The organism is Mesonia profundi, assembly GCF_031085155.1.
Taxonomy (GTDB): Bacteria; Bacteroidota; Bacteroidia; order Flavobacteriales; family Flavobacteriaceae; genus Mesonia; species Mesonia profundi.
The window spans coordinates 37,228-58,287 of sequence record NZ_JAVHUL010000006.1; the positions used below are offsets into that span (position 1 = coordinate 37,228).

The window sequence follows — 21,060 nt, forward strand, 5'->3', positions numbered from 1 at the left end:
TAGTAGTTAGTAGTTAGTAGTTAGTAGTTAGTAGTTAGTAGTTAGTAGTTAGTAGTTAGTAGTTAGTAAAAATAAATATTTTGGAATGCAAAACGCTCACAAATAATTTTTTTTATAAAAAGTGCCAAAGGATAACAAATCCTTTTTCATGTAGAAGAAGTAAAATCAATAATAAGCTAAAGGCTGAAAGCCAATAGCTAAATGCTAAAAAAAATGTTTCCACTAAGAAGAAATAGAAGATTAAGAACCAACGAAGCGGTTCGCAGTTTGGTAAGACAACACATCTTAAGTCCGAAGGACTTTCAAGCTCCTATATTTGTGACTGAAGGAAAGCAGAAAAAAGAAGAAATTGCTTCCATGCCTGGTTATTATAGATTTAGCCTAGATTTATTGGCTAAAGAAGTTAAAGAGCTTTGGGATTTGGGCATAAAATCTGTCTTACTTTTTGTAAAAGTAGAAGAACACTTAAAAGATAATAAAGGAACCGAAGCTGTCAACGCAGACGGATTGATGCAACGCGCCATTAAAACCGTTAAAAACGCCGTGCCAGAAATGTTGGTGATGACCGATGTTGCCTTAGATCCTTATTCGATGTACGGTCACGATGGAATTATTGAAAACGGACGCGTACTTAACGACGAGTCGGTGCAAGCCTTGGCACATATGGCTTTATCTCACGCCCAAGCAGGAGCCGATTTTGTGGCGCCAAGTGATATGATGGACGGACGTATTTTGGTGATGCGTGAAACGCTAGAAACCGAAGGCTTCATCAATACCGGAATCATGAGTTATAGCGCCAAATTTGCTTCTGCTTTTTATGGTCCGTTTAGAGATGCTTTAGATTCTGCTCCGGTAGACGCCAAAGACATTCCTAAAAACAAGAACAGCTACCAAATGGATCCTGCCAATAGAGATGAAGCGGTAAAAGAGACCCTGATGGATATTGAAGAAGGAGCAGATATTGTCATGGTAAAACCAGGTTTATGCTATCTTGACATTGTGCGTGACATTAGAAATGAAGTCAATGTACCCGTGTCAGTTTATCAAGTGAGCGGAGAATATGCGATGATTAAGGCCGCTTCAGAAAGAGGCTGGCTAGATCATGACGCTGTTATGATGGAGCAACTTACTGCCATTAAGAGAGCTGGAGCCGATTTTATTGCTACTTATTTCGCAAAAGATGCTGCCAAACTAATTTCTTAGTATCTTTGGCAAGATTTTAGATTATGTCAATTTAGACATCTAATTTGGTATAAAACCAATTTATGAACGCCACGTATTTACATTCGTTAAGATTTTTTACGGTCTTTTGTGTGCTTTTGTTATCCTTAACAAGTGCGGCAAAAGATCGTAATGCTCTTTTTGATGCTGTAAATACGGTTCAAGAAACAGTTTCTTCGGCTTCTAATGCACAAAAATTTTATGCGGTAGAAGAAATTTCGGTAGCAAGCCCTTCTTACGATATTGAAAATCAATGGGATGTTGATGCTTACTCGAGTACTTATTTTAGTTTAAAAACATTTTCTTATGTGGAGCCTCCACTGGTCAGTTATATTTCTATAGACCATAGAGCTCAAATTTACGAACACCTCTTTCCCTTCCATTTTTTTTATTGATTGATTCGGTTTTACTCGCAATAGCGACGTCTTACTGAATTAAAAAAAGTTCGCTTCCGCGGAAGCGATAATACCATCTTAAAAAAATATACAATAATGGATATTCAATCTATAGAATTGGGAATGCTGTTCCTTATCTTATTTACAGCTCCCGTGGCATACGCCGTAATGGGCAAATCGAGAAGAAAAAAAGCATCTTTAAAAAATATTAAAGAGAAAGCAGCCACACATCAAATCAATTTAAAAGAAATAGATCTATTCTCTAATGCTTTTATTGGCATTGACGAGGAACATGCACAACTTGTTTACGGACATTTAGAGAGCCTAGACAAAAAAATTCACATTCTAAACTTAAAAAATTACAGTGTAGAACTTCTAGAGAAAAGAAAAAAAGACAAGTCTATCGAGCGCATTGCGTTGGTGTTTAAATCCCCAAAAGAGACGCATCAATTTGATTTATATCTCGAGGAAGAGGATACGGAAACCTCTGCCGTTGAACAACTCGAACTCGCCCAAAAGTGGCAAGCTAAATTGAGCTAGTATTTAAAAATAGGCTGTTTTAAAAAGCGTTTAGGCAGCCTATTTTAAATTTCTGTATACCTGCTTTCTTTCCTAAAATTAGTTTCTGTCACTCCCGAAGCTTCAGGAGGCCGCAGTCGAAAAGTTAAACAAAACGTCTCGACTCCCCGCCAGAATGAATTCTTTCGGGCTGGCGCTCGACGTGACATTAGCACTATTACTTGATTACATTGGACACTAAACGGCTTATTTTAAATTTTAAATAAAAATTAAGTCTTGCAGTCATATTAATTTTTACCTTGTTCTAAATTAATATACTCTCATGACGCTACTCCTCATTTATGCTTTTATTTCTATTTTCGTTTCCTTCTTATGTTCTATTCTTGAAGCCGCTTTATTAAGCTTTACGCCTACGTTTGTACGTATAAAAATTAAAGAAAAGAAAAGCTATGCTAAAACCTTATCCGAATTTAAAAAAGATGTAGACGTGCCTCTTACGGCTATTTTAACGCTCAATACGATTGCACACACCGTAGGAGCTATCCTAGTAGGAAACCAAGCTGGGAAGCTGGCGATTGAAGGCGGTTTTGATTATTCTTTTTTAGGAATCAATTTTGTAGGTCTAGTTTCGGCTATCATGACGATTCTCATTTTGATTTTATCAGAAATTATTCCTAAAACCATTGGCGCTAGTTACTGGAAATCTTTAGGGAATTTCACAGCAAAAACACTGCGAATTATTATTTTTCCGCTCAAGTATACCGGTATTTTATGGTTGCTTTTATTAACGACTAAACTCATTGGAAAATCGGCACACGCGAATACGATGAGTCGGGAAGAATTTATGGCCATTACCGATGCAGCCGAGAAAGAAGGGGTTTTTCAAGAAAATGAATCTACTTACATTAAAAACATGCTCGTTTTTAAATCGGTTTTAGCAAAAGATGTGATGACTCCGTTTTCTGTTGCGCTTACGGTGGAAGAAGACACTAGCATTCGAGATTTCATTTCGGCACATAAGAACTTAAAATTTTCTAGAATTCCTATTTATAAGTCCACCCCCAATAACATTACAGGCTTTGTATTAAAAGATGAAATTTTAGAACATATGATTGATGAAAAAGGTGACGATACCCTGCTTCAATTAAAAAAAGACGTTTTAATCGCACACTACGAGACACCTATTCCTAGACTTTTTGAATTGTTTATCGACCAAAAATCCCATCTAGCCATGGTCACCGATGAATTTGGGAATACGGTAGGCCTCATCACTATGGAAGATATTATTGAAACGCTTTTAGGACTCGAAATTATGGATGAGAGTGATAATGTGGAAGACATGCAGCTTTTAGCTCGCAAAAATTGGGAAAAGCGCGCCAAGCAAATGGGATTATTTACAGGTGACACTAATGAAAAAAGCGAACAATAAATACCATCTTTCTACTCCTATAGGAACCGCTCTCATAGAAGGAAATGAGAACGGCATAGAGAAAATTAGCATCTTGTCTGAAGCTCCGCAACCACTCATTCAAGATCAAGAATTATTGGAAGCCGGTCAGCAATTGGAAAGCTATTTTAAAGGAGAGCTTCAGGAGTTTACTTTTCCTATTCAACCTCAAGGAACCGATTTTCAGCAGCGCGTATGGAAAGCTTTACTCACCATTCCTTACGGAAAAACGATGTCTTACTTAGAACTTTCTAAACAACTGGGCGACCCTAAAGCCATTAGAGCGGTAGCTTCGGCTAACGGAAAAAACCCCTTATGGATTATCGTTCCTTGCCATCGTGTAATAGGAAGTGACGGTTCCCTTACCGGCTACGCGGGCGGACTTTGGCGAAAAAAATGGCTCCTAGAACACGAAAGTCCTGCAAAGCAACAGTCTTTGTTTTAGGATTTTTAAATAGATACTTGAGTTCATATAATTCGTTGCAGTATATTTACCGAGTAAGCTTATAAATAGAAAAACTACTTTTCTTTACGGAATTATTAAGTACTCCTATTCAATTTTTTATGTTCATAAGTATCAACATCTCATTAAAATTAAATCATGCCTTCAGAAAAACAAAAACAGGAAAAAACAAGATTACACGCCAGAAATAGAAACCGAGAACGCTATGATTTAAACGCATTAATCAAGGTAAAACCTGAATTAAAAACACATCTCAAACCCAATAAATTTGGTGTTGAATCTATCGATTTTACTAATCCCGCTGCGGTGAAGCTTTTAAATAAAGCCTTACTTCATCATAATTACGGCATAAAAAACTGGGATTTCCCCGACGAAAATTTATGTCCGCCTATTCCTGGAAGAGCAGATTACATTCATCATATCGCCGATTTATTGGCAAAAAACCATTCGGAAAAAATACCTACAGGCGACAACATTACCTGCTTGGATATAGGTACAGGCGCAAGTTGCATTTATCCCATTATAGGAATTACAGAATATGGCTGGAAGTGTATTGGGACAGATATTGACCCTACATCGATTGCGTCGGCGAAAAACATTGTCAATTCCAATCCTTCCCTTAAAGGAAATATTGATTGCAGGTTACAAAAAGATCCGCGTAATTTTTTTCAAGGGATTCTTAAAGAAGAGGAGAAAGTTGATGTGGTAGTATGCAACCCGCCATTCCATTCTTCGATGGAAGAAGCTCAAAAAGGAACTCGGAGAAAAGTAAAAAACCTATCGGGTAAGAAAATGGAAATCCCTGAACAAAATTTTTCTGGGATTAGCCATGAATTAATTTATGAAGGCGGGGAAGTTAAATTTATTCAGAATATGATTTGGGAAAGTAGAAAGTTTGCTAAAAACATTCATTGGTTTTCCACTTTAGTTTCCAAACAAGCCCACCTTAAAGGATTCCATAAATTATTAGAAAAAGTAGAGGCTCAGGAAATCAAAGAGATTCCTATGGGAACGGGGAATAAAAGCAGTAGAATCATCGCTTGGACATTTCTTTCTCCATCAGAGCAAAAAAAATGGGCAGAAATGAGGTGGTCGTAATAGTTAAAAAATAAGTAGTTTTAAATGTTTATAAGCCGAAAAATTCTATACTAAAGAGATTCTTAGACGCGGGACTTAAGAAAGACCCACTATCATTTTTTCTATTGTTAAAATGACTCTTTTTACGGAGAAGTGGAAAAGGCTTTTTCTGATGAATTAAAATGAGTGAGAGAAAAGTATAATGGTAAAAAGAAGCGAAGCAAACACAAAACCTCAGCAAAGCACCAAGTTAATTTTAATTTTTTAATACCTTTAAATGTTAATGCTAATCCTCGCACGCTTTTATGAAATTTCTTAAAAAACTTCTGCTCAGTCTTGTTTTTATTTTAGGCTTGGCCGTTCTTTTATTGTACGTTTTTGATGCGGAATATATTTTACGAGGCGTAAGAATCACCTACTTAAAAGGCTATAAAACCGCTTACATCGACGATTATACCGAGTTTGATAATCGTACCATTAAAGCTTCAGAAGAAACTCAAGCTTGGCCGCAACACTCCGATTATAATTCCGCGGAAGCGACACAAAAATTAAAATCTACCAACGAAGAACTGGGCAGCGTTGCATTCCTAATCATTAAAAACGATAGCATTTGGTATGAACATTACGCAGAAGGTTACAGTAAAACTTCGCATACCAATTCCTTTTCCATGGCGAAAAGCATCACCTCGGCACTTTTAGGAAAAGCCATCCAAGACGGTTTTATAAAAGGCTTAGATCAACCCGTGGCAGATTTCTATCCGCAGTTTGATACTCGCCTTAGCGTAGGCGATTTGTCTTCGATGTCTTCGGGGCTTAATTGGGAAGAAAATTATTACAGTCCGTTTTCTATGACTGCTCGGGCTTATTTAGATGACGATATCAAAGACTTGATTTTATCCTTAAAAGTAGAAGAAGAACCGGGTAAAGCGTATAAATACCTTAGCGGAAACACGCAGCTTTTATCGATGATCATCGCAAAAGCAAGTAAAAAAACTCTTTCTAAATATTTAAGCGAAAGTTTCTGGAAACCTATGGGAATGCAAACCGATGCGTTTTGGCAATTGGACGATGATCAAGAAGGAGAAGAAAAAGCCTACTGCTGCATTGCCAGTAACGCACGAGATTTTGCCAAATTTGGAAAACTCTACATGCAACATGGAAAATGGAACGAAGAAACCTTGTTGCATTCTAGTTTTGTGGCGACTTCTTTAAAACCCCGGTTTAAAGAAAGTCCGGAATATGGTTACGGCTTTTGGTTAAGCAATCACCTCAACAAAAAAATGTTTGTGATGCGCGGTATTTTGGGCCAATATGTGATTAGCATTCCCGAAGATGATGTAATTGTGGTACGTTTAGGTCACCAACGCGGAGGATATTCAAACGACCGACCTTTTACAAATGATTTTTACACTTACGTGGAAGAAGCCTATAGCATGCTTCAACTTTAACACAAAACGATGAAATACTTTAACGAATTACCTTCCAAAACGATTGCCGCATTTAAGCGATTTCCCATTACCATTACGTGGTCTATATTGGGGAGTATTTATGTGGTTCTTTTAATTGCCACAGAAGCACGCATTTTTGACGATTATACCGCAGAAATGCTCACTTTAATCTTAGGTGTAAGTTGGTTGATTGGTGCTCAATTCTTTTCAGAAAGTTTGCGCGATAAAAGAATAGGTTGGCTCGTAAAATTAGTGATCATTGGCTTGTTGGCGACCTATTACTTTTCATTTCCCAAAGAAGAATTTTTATCCAACCCCATTATTTATATCCGTTGGTTTTTGCTCTTCTTGGCAGGACATATTTTTGTGTTTTTCGCACCTTTTTTAAGACAATGGGATAAAATAGACTATTGGAATTATTTACAAAATATTGTAATTAGTATCGCTAGAGCTGCGTTGTTTTCTTTTGTAATATTTGGTGGTGTGGCATTGGCTATTTTAGCGGTAGATCAATTATTCAACATCTCGATCAACGATGATATTTACGGCCAATTGTATGTAATTTGTTTGGGTGTGGTGAACACGTTTATCTATTTGTCAGATTTTCCAAAAAAAATCCACAACACTCAAGAACTTAGGTACAGCAAGGCTTTAGATGTATTTTTAAAATTTATCCTCATTCCTATATTAGTACTTTATGTAGTTATTGTGTATGCATACACGGTTAAAATTGTATTGCTTTGGGAACTCCCTCAGGGTTGGGTTTCTTACCTCATCACCATTCTCGCCATTATTGGTTTTATCATTCAGATCATTATAGAACCCGTAAGAAAAACACATCCCAACGCTTTGGTTAGGAAGTTCTATCCTTACTTCTATTTTTTATTATTGCCTTTGCTGGTTTTACTTTTTGTGGCTATCTACACACGATTAACCGATTATAACTTTACAGAAAACAGGTATTTCTTAGTGGTATTGGCTGTTTGGATTTTGGGCATCAGTTTGTATATGATTATTAGCCAAAAGAAAAAATTAAGTCTCATCCCCATTTCCCTATTTATTTTATGCATCCTTGCCAGTTATGGGCCTTGGAGTGCTTTTAATGTATCGGTGAGAGCTCAAGCAGGAGAACTAAAACAGTTGGTTAACAAAATTAAATCTCAACCAGAAGAGCTCATTTCTTTTGATGAAGCTTCGCAATTTAGAAATATTGCAACCTATTTAAAAGAAAGGGATAAATTACACGAGTTAGACGCCACACTGGGCTTTAAAACCAGTTATATAGAAAATAGTTATTCTGCTGGTAAACGATTATTGGACTCTCTTTACGGGGGTGACAAAGCCAAAAGCATTACCAGTCATAATACCTATCAAAACGATTATTACTATTACAATCAACACGATTATAACCAACAGGTTTACTTAAATATAGAGGGTTACCAGACTTTGGTAGAAATGCATCTAATAAGAAGCGAAGATCATCGCTATCAAATGTCCCACAACGCAAATCATTTGGTGATTAAAGACCAAGAAAATATCTTGATAGATTTTGATATTGATGCCGCTTTAATTGAAAGTATCAAACAATATCAAGATCTAGATAAGGCGCCGCAAGAAGAATTGTCCTATAGCTTTACTAATGATTTAGGAAATTATAAATTGATTTTAAAAAACTTAAGATTTAATAAAACGAGTAAAACTTCTATTAGCCTAATTCATTTAGATGGCTATCTACTTATTGAAACTAAAACCAACTAATACCAATTTTACCTTAAAATAGGATTGGTATAAATAGAAATGTTGAAGGCAATCAACGTATTTGATAGTGGATTGCCTATGCTTTTAGTCTGAAGTTTTAAGTCTTGGTAGATCACAAATATCAGTTATCATAATTTTTGTAACTTTAAGAGTAAATCCATTTAGCATGCTCAAAAAACTGCAACTCGAACATATTCTATTTTTAGATATTGAAACCGTACCCGAATTTTCTGCTTACGCGGAATTGAGCGAAGTTAAAAAGCAACTCTGGGAACACAAATCCCAATACCAACGTAAAGAAGATGTGAGCGCCGAAGATTTTTATGATCGTGCCGGCATTTGGGCTGAATTTGGTAAAATCGTTTGCATTTCTGTAGGTTATTTTGCGCCTAAAGCAAATCAGCGTAGTTTTAGAATCAAGACGTTCTACGGAGAAGAAAAGCAGCTCTTACAAGATTTTAAAGACTTATTGAACACCTATTTTAATCAGGCTCAGCACTTGCTTTGCGCTCATAATGGAAAAGAATTTGACTTTCCTTACATCGCTCGCAGAATGATTATTCACGAGATAGAATTGCCTTCAAAATTAGATTTATTCGGGAAGAAACCTTGGGAAGTTCCTCATCTCGATACGCTCGAGCTTTGGAAGTTTGGTGATTATAAACATTACACCTCTCTCAAATTACTCACCAACATATTGGGAGTTCCTTCTCCCAAAGATGATATTGACGGCTCCCAAGTGCGGGATGTTTTTTACAAAGAAAAGGATGTGGAACGCATTGTGAGCTATTGCGAAAAAGATGTCATAGCCATTGCACAAGTGTTTTTGAAATTCCGTCAAGAAAAACTCTTGAACGAATCTGAAATTACTTCAGTTTAAAAAAAAAGATGCCACTAAAAATAAAAAGCCCGGGAACCACCCCGAGCTTTACCCATATGAAAAATTGATGCTTCATGTTTTATCTCAAACAGGAATAGACCTTAGTACCATTCCTAGATATAGCATATAAACACCGCCCGAAAGCCAATTTATGGGGTCTTACATAAACCCATAAGCCAAATTAACAATTAAATTTAGAAATTCCATACTCAGAGACTTATTTCTCTTCATTTTCTTTAAAAAATTTTGTCTTTAATTCTATAAAAAGTTTTTTTCATCTAACGATTCTTCTGAAAAGAGTCTACAAAGTTTCTTTTTAAAAATAGAATTCAGTGGCATGTGAGTTCTCCATCTACTTCTAGTTCGGTTTATCTTAATCGTTAAAAACCCTTAAGAGCATCGCTTAACTTCAAATAATTTGTATTTTTCGGTTTACTTTAAAATCGATTGATTTCTTTATGCACCCACAAGAATTACTTAACGTAAAAGAGCTGGAAGTTAGCTTTACCTCTAATGATTTAGAGAAGGTGGTGCTGCATAATATTTCGTTTCAATTGTATAAAAATAAAATTTTAGGCGTCGTGGGAGAGTCTGGCTCTGGAAAATCGATTACGGCCTTGAGTATTTTAAAATTATTGCCTCCCATTGCGAAAATCAGTAAAGGAGAAATTCATTTTCTAAGAAAAAATTTAGCGCTTACTCCAGAAAAAGAAATGCAAAGCTTACGCGGAAATGAAATCTCCATGATTTTTCAAGAACCCATGAGCTCTTTGAATCCTTCATTAACATGTGGCTTTCAGGTACAAGAAATTCTTTTAAGGCATACCGGAATCACTTCCGCGGAAGCGAAACAAAAAACCTTAGAACTCTTCGAAAAAGTAAGATTACCCCGACCAGAAAGTATCTTCGGATCTTATCCTCATCAAATTAGCGGCGGACAAAAACAGCGGGTAATGATTGCGATGGCCATCGCTTGCAAACCCAAATTACTCATTGCAGATGAACCGACAACCGCCTTGGATGTAACGGTGCAAAAAGAGATTTTAAGCCTCTTAAAGGAGCTGCAAAAAGAAACCGGAATGAGTATTTTGTTTATCTCTCACGACTTGGCTTTGGTTTCTGAAATTGCTGACAGAGTCTTAGTCATGTTAAACGGTTCTATTGTGGAGCAAAACACGACCAAAGAGATTTTTCATCATCCACAAGAGGAATACACCAAGGCTTTATTGGCGTCAAAACCGAATACTAAGGAACGCTTAAAACGTTTGCCTACGGTAAAAGATTTTATAGATAGAAAAGACCAAAGTGTTTTAGAAACTCTTCAAGAAAGAGAAGATAGACACGAAAAGATTTACAGTCAGCCTGCATTATTAGAAGTAAAAAATATAGAAAAAGAGTTTATCTCTAAGGCTGGGATTTTTCAAAAACCAAATACCGTAAAAGCGGTGAACGGCGTAAGTTTTAAAATTTACGAAGGAGAAACTTTGGGCTTGGTGGGAGAATCTGGCTGCGGAAAATCTACGCTAGGAGATGTGATTTTACAATTAACTCCCGCAACGGCTGGGCAAGTATGGTATAAAGGGAATGACATTACACAGCTTCCTAAAAAAGAACTTAGAAAACTGCGCAAAGAGATTCAGTTGATATTTCAAGATCCTTTTTCTTCTTTAAATCCGCGTATTCCAGTGGGAAAAGCGATTATGGAGCCTATGGAAGTGCATGGTTTGTATAAAAACAAAAAGGAGCGAAAAGCAAAAACACTCGAGTTATTAAAACGCGTAGGTTTGGAGGAAGAGCATTTTTATAGATACCCGCATGAATTTAGCGGCGGACAACGCCAACGGATAGGAATTGCACGAACCATTGCGGTAGAGCCCAAACTCATTATTTGTGACGAATCGGTTTCTGCGTTGGACATTTCGGTGCAGGCGCAAGTGTTAAACTTGTTAAATGAGTTGAAAGAGAAATTTGGATTTACGTATATTTTCATTTCTCACGATTTGGCAGTAGTAAAATATATGGCCGACCAACTTTTAGTTATGAATAAAGGAGAAATTGTAGAACGCGGTGATGCCGACAAGGTTTATGCACACCCAGAAAAAGAGTATACGCAAGAATTGATTGATGCGATACCAAAAGGATTATAATTATGAAAGAGAAGATTACGCTAGACAAAGTGATGTCTAGTGCCCCAGATTTAATTTTATACGCTGCGCCAGTTTTAATTGCGCTCGCGCTACTTGAGTTTTATTTTAGCTGGAAACAGAAAAAAGAGCTTTACGAGAAGAAAGATTTTTTTGCTTCCCTAAGCATCGGACTCGTATCTGTGATTCAAAACCTGTTTATCAAAACCTTGCTGTTTGGATCGGTGATTTGGGTGTATAATATTGTGCCTTGGAGTATTCCCGTTAATTGGGCGACTTCCATTCTTTGTTTTATCGTGCTAGACTTTTTTAGGTATTGGGCGCATCGATTTGGACATGAAACCAGTATTTTTTGGGCGACACATGTGACGCACCACAATTCAGAAAAGTATAATTTATCTACCTCTTTCCGACTTTCTTGGACGCAACAAATAAAAGTGGTTTTCTTTCTCCCGATAAGTTTTTTAGGATTTCATCCCGTCATCTTTTTTATATGTCACCAAATTGCGGTTTTATACCAATTCTGGATTCATACCGAGTATATAAGAACGCTTCCAAAATGGATCAGTTATATCTTTGTAACGCCTTCTCACCACCGCGTACATCACGGAAAAAACGAACATTATTTAGATAAAAACTACGGATCTACCTTTATTTTTTGGGACAGAATTTTTGGGACTTTTCAACCGGAAGATGAACAAGCCGTCTATGGAATTTTAGAACAGCCTAAACACTACAATCCGGTGAAACTGGTATTTCACGTGTGGGTAGATATTTTTAAGAATATGAAGAGAGCCGGGAGTATTAAAAAAGCAACGCTTATTTTATTTCAATCGCCTAGCTCTTTAAAGAAGTATGAATAAATCGTATTGGCTGTAGTTTAATAAAGCAATTAGCCTTCCATTTTTCTGTCATTTCGACCTAGAAGGAATCTTTTCTTTTAGCATAAAGATTCTTCATTCTAAATGACAAACCAAAATCTTATCAACGCACTATTAGACTAGAGCCACCTTATTTAATGACGTTTGATTAAATTATGCAAGAGTTTTGATATTCCATCAAGTATAAATCAAAACCTTTAGACCAATAGTCTTTTTTCACTTCCATCACTTTAAATCCGTTTTTCTCGAAAAAAGGATACACCAATTGGCTGGTGCGGACGATAATTTTTGAACTTTTCTTTTGCTGAAGAAGATGCTTTATTCGGTAAGTAATCAATTGATTTCCTATGCCTTGCTGTTGGTATTGGGGATGAATAAAAGCCCAGCTTAAAATGCCTATATTGCCCTCTGTGTTTATTCCGCCGCAGCCTACAATTTTATGAGCAAGTTCTACCACAAAGTAGTCTTCGCGTTCCGTTTCTAAATAGGTGATGAAATCTTTTTCTTCTTCTACAGAAAAGTAGGTAGGTGTATTGAGTTTTAGAAGTGCTACTAAAGCGGGTTGGTCTTTCTCTCTATAAACCCGAATATGTATTGCGTTTTCATTCATAGGAGAAAGAGAAAAAATGAAATCTAGTCTTACCTAGAGGCTTTTGTTAAAGTACTTTCTGTGCCAAATAACGTTGCACCTCGTACACATCAATACTTTTATTAAATTTTTTACTTACGGAAGGAAGGTCTTCACTAGAAATCCAAATCTTAAGTTCGGCATCTAGGTCAAAGGTTCCTGCGGTTTCTAAAGAAAACCTAGAGATGTTTTTGTAAGGCAAGGATTTGTATTCGGCTTTACTCCCCGAAAGGCCTTGCACATCAATTAGCACCAAACGTTTATTGGTAAACATAAAAGTATCTCGAAACAGTTTAAAACCTATTTCTATATCTTCTCCTTCTACCAATAAACGACCGTATTTTTCAAGAAGTTTCTCTACAGAAACTTCACTGGAATTTCCTAGAATGCTATTGAATAATCCCATCTTTAAAGTTTCATTTCGGGAATTTCTCCTTCGATTACTAATGTTCCTTCCGTTGCTTTTTGAATTTCTTCAGTACTGACTCCCGGAGCTCTTTCTAATAGTTTGAATCCGTTTTCGGTCACCTCTAAAACTGCCAGATTGGTCACAATTCTTGTCACACATCCTACCCCTGTAAGCGGTAACGAACAACGCTTTAATAGTTTAGAATCTCCAGCTCTATTGGTATGCATCATCGCAACGATAATGTTTTCCGCGGAAGCGACCAAATCCATCGCGCCTCCCATTCCTTTCACCATTTTCCCGGGGATTTTCCAGTTGGCGATATCTCCATTTTCGGCCACTTCCATTGCGCCCAAAATAGTAAGATCAACGTGTTTTCCACGAATCATCCCAAAGCTCATCGCCGAATCAAAGAAACTAGCGCCTGGTAATGCGGTGATGGTTTGTTTCCCAGCATTGATCAAATCTGGATCTTCTTCTCCTTCAAAAGGAAAAGGCCCCATTCCTAGAATCCCGTTTTCACTTTGAAACTCTACGTCTATATCGTCATTTACAAAATTGGCCACCAAAGTAGGAATCCCAATTCCTAAGTTGACATAATACCCGTCTTTTATTTCTTTTGCTATGCGTTGCGCTATTCCGTTTTTATCTAACATTTTTTCAATTTGAAAATTATACAATTTAATAATTTGAAAATTATAAAGCTTTACTCGAGCTTATAATTTTCGAAAGTATTCTTATAATTACTTCTATTTCTTCTACTAAAAATTTTGACGGAGCAGGATAACTTGAAGAGGCTTCACAAAGTTTTAACCAGTACAAGGTCTCATCTGCTTCCTTAGCCGAAATTTTTAATTTATGAATAAAATCTCTCTTACTTTCCGCATTTTGAGCTTCCCACACGTTTGCTCCTATGGAGGTCCCACTTTTAAAAAGTTGAGAAGAAAGTTCGTACCTGTGAAGTTTTCTTAACTCTTCGGTATACTCCATTATGGCCAATGAAAAATCGAAACTCTTTTTGACAATTATATTTTCTTTGTCATTTCTCATGTTCAAATTCAATCATTAGCTCCTTTAAATTAATCTATGATGCCTCGATTTTCAAATTACCTAATTTTCAAATCAACACAATGGTGCATCTTCAAATCGTCGCTTTAGCGCATTTTCTAATTAACACATTGCCACATTAAAAAATTTTCAAATTAGCACATTTTCAAATTAATTATTTTTCCCTCACCGTTTTCTGCTCTATTCTCTTTTCGTAATCTTTTCCTTGGAAAATACGCTGTACAAAGATTCCTGGAATATGAACTTGATTTGGGTCTAACTCTCCCGGTTTTACCAATTCTTCTACCTCAACAACGGTCACTTTTGCAGCTCCGCACATACAAGGATTAAAGTTTCTTGCCGTTCCTTTAAAAATAAGGTTTCCGGCTTCATCTCCTTTCCAAGCTTTGATAAAAGCAAAATCTGCTTTATAAGCTTCTTCTAATACATACATTTTTCCGTCAAAATCACGTACTTCTTTTCCTTCGGCTACTTCGGTTCCATATCCTGCAGGGGTAAAAATTGCAGGAAAACCTTGTTGTGCCGCTTGACATTTTGCTGCCAAAGTACCTTGCGGAGTTAATTCTACATCCAGTTCTCCACTAAGCATCTGGCGCTCAAACTCGGCATTTTCTCCCACATAAGAAGAGATCATTTTCTTGATTTGATTTTTCTTCAGCAATAAACCTAATCCAAAATCATCTACACCTGCATTGTTAGAAATACAAGTGAGGTCTTTTACATTTTTATTTACCAATTCTGAAATGGAGTTCTCAGGAATTCCGCTAAGTCCAAATCCGCCAAGCATAAAAGTCATTCCATCTTGAATGCCTTCTAAGGCTTCTTCTACATTATTTACTGTCTTTCTTATCATAAGAATATATTTTTATAGATCTAGTTCTTCTGTAATTTCTTCTCCAGCTTCTGTCGCTGCATTTTCTGATGAACTGGTATCACAATCGATATCAATCGTAAGCTCTTCTGGTTTTTCAAAAGCGCCATCAGAAACTTTTAAGTCTTCATCTTCATAGACTTTTTTCATATAAAGTCCCCAAATAGGAAGTGCCATCGTTGCTCCTTGCCCGTATCTTATCCCAGGAAAGTGAACCGATCTATCTTCTCCACCTACCCAAACTCCAGTAGTTAAATTAGGAACAATTCCCATAAACCATCCATCACTTTGATTTTGTGTAGTCCCTGTTTTACCCGCAATAGGATTCTTAAATGCATAAGGGTGTCCTGTAACGACATCTTTATAATAAGGAGGAGACCAGGTCGTTTTTAATCGGGTTCCAGATCCGCCTTGGGTTACACCTTCCATCAAATTAATGGTCACGTAAGCCGCTTCTTCACTCATCACATCTCTACTTTCTGGAACGTGTTGATAAAGCACCGTTCCATTTTTATCTTCTATACGCGTTACAATCACGGGTTTCACATAGACTCCTTTATTGGCAAAGGTGCTATAGGCCGAAACCATTTCGAAAACACTTAAATCTACAGAACCCAATGCTATTGCGGCAACAGGATCTATATTTCTAGTATCCATTCCCAACTTATCCAATAAATCGATGACTGGCTCTGGTCCAATTTTATCTATTAATCTCGAAGTAATCGTGTTTAAAGAGTTGGCTAGAGCGTACTTAAGACTTACCATACCACCATATTTTCCTCCACTGTTTTTTGGTGTCCAATCTTTAGTCACCCCATGTTTTCCTGCAGGAATCGTGTGTAACGTATTGGGAAGTTCGTAACACGGCGAAAGATGTAATTGGTCTATGGCCGTTGCATACACAAAAGGCTTAAAGGTAGAACCTACCTGTCTACGCGCTTGTTTTACGTGTTCATATTTAAAGTGTCGTAAATCGATTCCTCCTACCCAAGCTTTTACTTCGCCAGTTTGAGGCTCCATAGACATCATTCCTGCATTTAGAAAAGATTTGTAGTAAAGAATAGAATCCCTAGGCGTCATAATGGTGTCTTTTTCTTTCTTCTCGTTCCAGGCGAAAACAGACATCGGAGTCTTTTTATCAAAAGAGGCTCTTATTTTATCTTCTGAAATGCCTTTATTTTTCATTTCCCACCAACGCACACTATTTTTCATCGCGCGCTCCATAATGCGATCTCTTTCATCTGAAGAGATTTTTCTAAACGGAGCCGTTTTATTTTTCACATTTTGCTTATCAAACTCCCGCTGAAGGTTTCTCATATGCTCTTCTACCGCTTCTTCGGCATAAGTTTGCATTCTCGAGTCAATACTGGTATACACCTTAAGACCATCTCTATAAATATTATAAGTATCTCCGTTTGCTTGCGGATTTTCTTTGGCCCAACCTTTTAGAAAGTCTCTTAAGTACATTCTAAAATAGGTTGCTAATCCAGACTGATGGCTTTCGGGACGGTAGTCGATTTCTAAAGGAAGTGCTTGAAGTGAGTCTTTTTCTTGTTCTGTAATAAACTCTGCTCTTTCCATTTGTTTCAACACCACATTTCTCCTGTTGGTTACTCCTTCAGGATTTCTACGCGGATTGTAAAGAGAGGAGTTTTTAAACATTCCCACCAATACAGCAGCTTCTTCTACTTTTAACTCTTGTGGATCTTTACCGCCAAAGTAAATTCGAGAAGCAGATCTAATTCCCACGGCGTTATTGTTAAAATCGTAGATGTTAAAGTACATCGCCAAGATTTCTTGTTTGGTATAACTGCGTTCTAGGCGAACCGCAATTACCCATTCTTTAACTTTTTGGGTGACCGCTTCAAAAATATTTCTAGACCTTATCCCTGTAAATAATTGTTTTGCCAACTGCTGTGAAATGGTACTTGCTCCTCCGTTAGTTCCCAAATAAGCAACCGCTCTTATGGTTCCTTTGGCATCAATTCCCGAATGGTTATAATACCTTACGTCTTCGGTAGCTACCAAAGCGTTGATTAAATTAGAAGGCAATTCTTCGTACTTGATAGGTGTACGGTTCTCATTATAATACTTCCCCAGCGTCTGCGCGTCTGAGGAAAAAACTTCTGTTGCTAAATTGGTTTCAGGATTCTCCAACTGTTCAAAGCTTGGCATCTCTCCTAGCATTCCCCACCCTGCCATCAAGAAAATCGCTACAATTAAAACAATTCCCAAAGCAAAAAGCTTCCAAAAAATACCAATGTACTTTCTAAAAGAATTTTTTTCCTTCTTCTCTTTTTTATTTGACTGTGTTTTTGCCACTTTTATGTGTGTTATGAGTTGTTTTTTCTATTCTAAAACCTACTTCTAAAATTCCTTCCAGCTGTTGTATTCCTTCTACCTCTCCGTTTTCTCGCATCGCTTGTTCTAGAGTAACCGTATAGGTTCCTTCTTCCAAAAACCTTACCTTTTCTTTATACCAAAGCTTATTTTCTTTAATCTCTCCAGCGCCCGCTCCCATAAACTTTCCGTTCGGATAAGCCATTTCATACTCTAAGGTATCGGTAACCTGCTTCCCATTGGGAAATTTCATATTCGAAATTAAAAACAGGTTATTGTACTTATACGCACTACTATTCCTAACGTTAAAAAATAGGTTATACGTCTGTAAACTATCTAAATTTTTTATTTCGAACTCTACAAGTGAATCTTTTGACCAGGCCTCAGGAATACTTTTATATTGATCATAAACCTGATTAGAATCGCAAGAAACCATACTTACTGCGAATACAACCCCTAAGAACCATACTCCTAATTTACGCATCTTTAGAGGTATTATTTTTTTTATGATTTGATTTTTTCTGTGGCTTTTTTTGTCCAGCTTTTGGATTATTATTCGTGTTTGCGTTCGCTTTTTGAGGCTTTCTTTTCTTTTTTCTTTTCTTTTTATTTTGAGATGATTTTGGCTTATCAAAACGCGTTAAACTATCTTGACCCACCACATTGCTAAAGTCGATTTCTACTTCTTGCTGAAGCTGAGTAGCAAACTCTTCTAAGCTTGCAACAGGTTTTTTGTCTTTTGCTGCTTGGATAATGATTTTAGCTTGGTCTTTGGTAAGCTCGTGCCAATTCATCCACTCTCCTTCGTAAGCATACCACAACGAGCCTTTAAAAATATCTATTTTCTGACAAACTGCGGTTCCCTTTTGCGTTTGTAATTTGGCATCTTGTCTAGGAAATTCTTTAAGCGCATCTAAATATGAATCTAACTCATAGTTTAAACAACATTTTAACTTTCCGCATTGTCCCGCTAATTTCTGCGGATTTAAAGATAACTGCTGGTACCTAGCCGCAGAAGTAGTCACGCTTCTAAAATCTGTCAACCAAGTAGAACAACACAATTCCCGACCACAAGAACCAATTCCGCCTAGACGGGCAGCTTCTTGCCTAAAACCTATTTGTCGCATTTCTATACGCGTTCTAAACTCTTGTGCAAATTCTTTAATTAGCAGTCTAAAGTCTACGCGTTCTTCGGCTGTATAATAAAAAGTGGCTTTAGAAGCATCTCCCTGAAACTCAATATCACTAATCTTCATTTTTAACTGAAGACGGATTGCAATCTCACGAGCACGAACCTTCATAGGCTCTTCTCGTTCTCTTGCCGCTTGCCAAATATCAATATCTTTTTGAGAGGCTTTTCTATATATTTTAAGTACTTCTTCACTATCTACTTTTACTCGCTTTTTTTTCATTTGTACGCGAACCAATTCCCCCGTAAGAGTAACCACGCCCACATCATGACCCGATGAAGCTTCTACTGCTACCACATCGCCCATACTTAAGGTAAGCTTTTCTGTATTTTTGAAAAAGTGTTTTCTTCCGTTTTTAAAACGTACTTCTACACATTGAAAAGCTTCTTGCCCATTGGGCAAAGCCATATTTGATAACCAATCGAAAACAGTAAGTTTATTACATCCATCGGTTCCGCAGGTCCCATTATTCTTACATCCTTTTGGCTGACCGTCTTTTCCGGTCGAGCAACTTCCACACCCCATATGTTCTATATATTGAAATACATCGCAGCACTCTACACCACGTGTATTGAAAAATTAATACTTCTTTTAAAAGGGTAAATATACCAATTTATTGTGAGGCTGGTAAACCTGAGAAAATATAATGAGATAATATGTTTACACAGAAGTCTTAATGGGAAAATAAATTAAAGCTAACGCCATCAATATAGCAATCATGGCAGGGGAAAAAGCTTTCCAATTGATTTTAAATTATCCATAAAAAACTAAGAATCATCGGTCTTTCTCGTTCCTAAAAACAGGTGAAACTGAATAAAGTTAAGAAATAGAAAAGCAAGTTTCTTTTCTCTAAGAAGATGTTTAATTATATCGCGGGTAGAATCAAGAATTTGCAGGCAAGCCTATTCGAAAGACACGGTTAGACTTCTAGAAATCCTCTGCAAGAAATAAAAATGAACCGCATGAGTCAGCTTCTATTTAGATGAAAGAAGGCCTAAAAAATAAAACCTCCAATAACAAGATTTTGTTATTGGAGGTTTTTGATACTTATGCTTTAAACTTCAGCACTTCAGATCTTCCTTTTTTAAAGATCTTATTGCTGTTATGTTTTCCTTTTCTTAAGGCTTTCTGCTCTTCATAAGGAAGCGCATGCACTTCTTTACATGCATCTGAACAGCAATCATCCATCTTTTCGGCGCAAGCCTTACATTGTATAAATAATAAGTGACAAGCTTCGTTGGCACAATTGATATGCGTATCGCAGGCTTCACCACATTGGTGACACTTCGCTATCACATCCTCGCTAATTTTTTCCGCTCGGCGGTGATCAAAAACAAAGTTCTTTCCTATAAATTTATTTTCTAGCTCCAAATTGTCTACTTGCCTGGCGTATTCAATAATTCCGCCTTCTAGCTGAAACACATTTTTAAAGCCTTTATGTTTGTAGTAGGCACTGGCTTTTTCGCAGCGAATTCCTCCCGTGCAATACATCACCAAGTTTTTATCTTCTTTGTGTTCTTTTAAATCTTCTTCAATGAGATCTAAAGAATCTCTAAAGGTATCCACATCTGGGGTAACGGCTCCCTGAAAGTGACCAATCTCACTTTCATAATGATTTCGCATATCTACCAACACCGTATTGGGGTCGTTAATAAGTTCATTAAATTTTTGGGCGTTGACATGAATTCCTTTTTGAGTGACATCAAAGGTTTCATCGTTTAAACCATCGGCTACAATTTTATCTCGCACTTTCACTTTCAACTTCAAAAAAGATTTTACGTCATGTTCTATGGCGATATTCAATCGTACTCCTTCCAAAAAATAAATTCCGTCAAGGAAATTTTTAAACTCATGAAATTGTTTCGCGGGCACCGAAAGCTGCGCGTTAATCCCCTCCTGGGCCACGTAGATTCTCCCCAAGACCTCAAGTTGGTCCCAAGCCACAAATAAGTGGTTTCTAAAAAGTTCTGGATTGCCAATTTTGGCGTACTGATAAAAAGAAAGCGTTAAACGGTCTTCGCCGGCTTCGTCTAAAAGCTGCGCTCTCTCTTGTGCACTTAGCTTATTGTACAGTTGCATGCTATACTAATTTTAAGATTTACAAAAGTTTTGAAAGCAGCAAAGATACTACAAATAGAACATAAAAAAAATGCCCGAAACTTTTGTTTGGGGCATTTTTTTGAACGGCTAATTCGTTATTAATTTTTTTAAAAAATCTAAAAATATCAATAACGCTAGCCACCGTCCACTTTACAGCTACTCATAAAATTTACCGTAGCTCCGCCGTGACGGGAATTCAAAATCATATTTTTCTTAAGAGATCT

General features: G+C 36.9%; 20 protein-coding genes. 11 read left to right on the top strand and 9 right to left on the bottom strand.

The features are described from left to right. Nucleotides 1-213: 213 nt before the first annotated feature. The 11 genes from hemB to RBU60_RS03545 all read left to right on the top strand — a co-directional run bounded on the left by hemB (nt 214) and on the right by RBU60_RS03545 (nt 12,215). On the top strand, nt 214-1,203 hold the full coding sequence (gene hemB / locus RBU60_RS03495; protein WP_308863278.1) for a porphobilinogen synthase: 990 nt from the start codon (nt 214-216) through the stop codon (nt 1,201-1,203). A gap of 62 nt (nt 1,204-1,265) precedes the next feature. Beyond that, nucleotides 1,266-1,616 carry a hypothetical protein gene (locus RBU60_RS03500; RefSeq protein WP_308863279.1) on the top strand — a complete coding sequence of 117 codons (351 nt, stop codon included), beginning with the start codon at nt 1,266-1,268 and terminating at the stop codon, nt 1,614-1,616. 96 nt (nt 1,617-1,712) lie between these two features. Beyond that, complete coding sequence (locus tag RBU60_RS03505; protein WP_308863280.1) at nt 1,713-2,156, top strand: hypothetical protein; 444 nt, start codon at nt 1,713-1,715, stop codon at nt 2,154-2,156. A gap of 301 nt (nt 2,157-2,457) precedes the next feature. Next, a complete protein-coding gene (locus tag RBU60_RS03510; RefSeq protein ID WP_308863281.1) occupies nt 2,458-3,564 on the top strand; it encodes a CNNM domain-containing protein in 1,107 nt (368 codons plus the stop codon). After that, a complete protein-coding gene (locus RBU60_RS03515; RefSeq protein WP_308863282.1) occupies nt 3,545-4,027 on the top strand; it encodes a methylated-DNA--[protein]-cysteine S-methyltransferase in 483 nt (160 codons plus the stop codon). The genes RBU60_RS03510 and RBU60_RS03515 overlap by 20 nt, the downstream gene beginning before the upstream one ends. A gap of 156 nt (nt 4,028-4,183) precedes the next feature. After that, entirely contained in the window at nt 4,184-5,143 is a 960-nt protein-coding gene (gene rlmF, locus RBU60_RS03520) for a 23S rRNA (adenine(1618)-N(6))-methyltransferase RlmF (RefSeq protein ID WP_308863283.1), read from the top strand. Nucleotides 5,144-5,427: 284 nt separating this feature from the next. Then, nucleotides 5,428-6,570 (top strand): serine hydrolase domain-containing protein, encoded by a 1,143-nt coding sequence (locus RBU60_RS03525; RefSeq protein ID WP_308863284.1) that lies wholly within the window; start codon nt 5,428-5,430, stop codon nt 6,568-6,570. Between the two features lie 9 nt (nt 6,571-6,579). Continuing rightward, complete coding sequence (locus RBU60_RS03530) at nt 6,580-8,328, top strand: DUF4153 domain-containing protein (RefSeq protein WP_308863285.1); 1,749 nt, start codon at nt 6,580-6,582, stop codon at nt 8,326-8,328. Nucleotides 8,329-8,494: 166 nt separating this feature from the next. Next, nucleotides 8,495-9,208, top strand: a complete 714-nt coding sequence (locus RBU60_RS03535; protein ID WP_308863286.1) for a 3'-5' exonuclease — start codon at nt 8,495-8,497, stop codon at nt 9,206-9,208. A 458-nt stretch (nt 9,209-9,666) separates the two neighbouring features. Beyond that, on the top strand, nt 9,667-11,355 hold the full coding sequence (locus RBU60_RS03540) for an ABC transporter ATP-binding protein (RefSeq protein ID WP_308863287.1): 1,689 nt from the start codon (nt 9,667-9,669) through the stop codon (nt 11,353-11,355). Between the two features lie 2 nt (nt 11,356-11,357). Continuing rightward, nucleotides 11,358-12,215 (top strand): sterol desaturase family protein, encoded by an 858-nt coding sequence (locus tag RBU60_RS03545; RefSeq protein ID WP_308863288.1) that lies wholly within the window; start codon nt 11,358-11,360, stop codon nt 12,213-12,215. Between the two features lie 166 nt (nt 12,216-12,381). On the opposite strand, the gene RBU60_RS03550 is transcribed toward RBU60_RS03545, so the two are convergent. From RBU60_RS03550 to trhO, 9 genes are all read right to left on the bottom strand, one after another. Further along, nucleotides 12,382-12,843 carry a GNAT family N-acetyltransferase gene (locus RBU60_RS03550; RefSeq protein WP_308863289.1) on the bottom strand — a complete coding sequence of 154 codons (462 nt, stop codon included), beginning with the start codon at nt 12,841-12,843 and terminating at the stop codon, nt 12,382-12,384. 46 nt (nt 12,844-12,889) lie between these two features. Next, nucleotides 12,890-13,267: a PH domain-containing protein gene (locus RBU60_RS03555; protein ID WP_308863290.1), complete on the bottom strand. Its 378-nt coding sequence runs from the start codon at nt 13,265-13,267 to the stop codon at nt 12,890-12,892. Between the two features lie 2 nt (nt 13,268-13,269). Then, complete coding sequence (locus tag RBU60_RS03560) at nt 13,270-13,923, bottom strand: CoA transferase subunit B (protein ID WP_308863291.1); 654 nt, start codon at nt 13,921-13,923, stop codon at nt 13,270-13,272. 40 nt (nt 13,924-13,963) lie between these two features. After that, nucleotides 13,964-14,317 carry a four helix bundle protein gene (locus RBU60_RS03565; RefSeq protein WP_308863292.1) on the bottom strand — a complete coding sequence of 118 codons (354 nt, stop codon included), beginning with the start codon at nt 14,315-14,317 and terminating at the stop codon, nt 13,964-13,966. A gap of 172 nt (nt 14,318-14,489) precedes the next feature. Beyond that, entirely contained in the window at nt 14,490-15,188 is a 699-nt protein-coding gene (locus tag RBU60_RS03570; RefSeq protein WP_308863293.1) for a CoA transferase subunit A, read from the bottom strand. Between the two features lie 12 nt (nt 15,189-15,200). Beyond that, nucleotides 15,201-17,528: a penicillin-binding protein 1A gene (locus RBU60_RS03575; RefSeq protein WP_308863294.1), complete on the bottom strand. Its 2,328-nt coding sequence runs from the start codon at nt 17,526-17,528 to the stop codon at nt 15,201-15,203. Then, the gene (locus tag RBU60_RS03580) at nt 17,506-18,030 is read right to left on the bottom strand and encodes a gliding motility lipoprotein GldH (protein ID WP_308863295.1); all 525 of its coding nucleotides are present in this window, start codon (nt 18,028-18,030) and stop codon (nt 17,506-17,508) included. Before RBU60_RS03580 ends, RBU60_RS03575 begins: the two co-directional genes overlap by 23 nt. Next, a complete protein-coding gene (locus RBU60_RS03585; RefSeq protein ID WP_308863296.1) occupies nt 18,023-19,261 on the bottom strand; it encodes a PSP1 domain-containing protein in 1,239 nt (412 codons plus the stop codon). The genes RBU60_RS03580 and RBU60_RS03585 overlap by 8 nt, the downstream gene beginning before the upstream one ends. 522 nt (nt 19,262-19,783) lie before the next feature. After that, entirely contained in the window at nt 19,784-20,815 is a 1,032-nt protein-coding gene (gene trhO, locus RBU60_RS03590) for an oxygen-dependent tRNA uridine(34) hydroxylase TrhO (RefSeq protein WP_308863297.1), read from the bottom strand. Nucleotides 20,816-21,060: the final 245 nt, after the last annotated feature.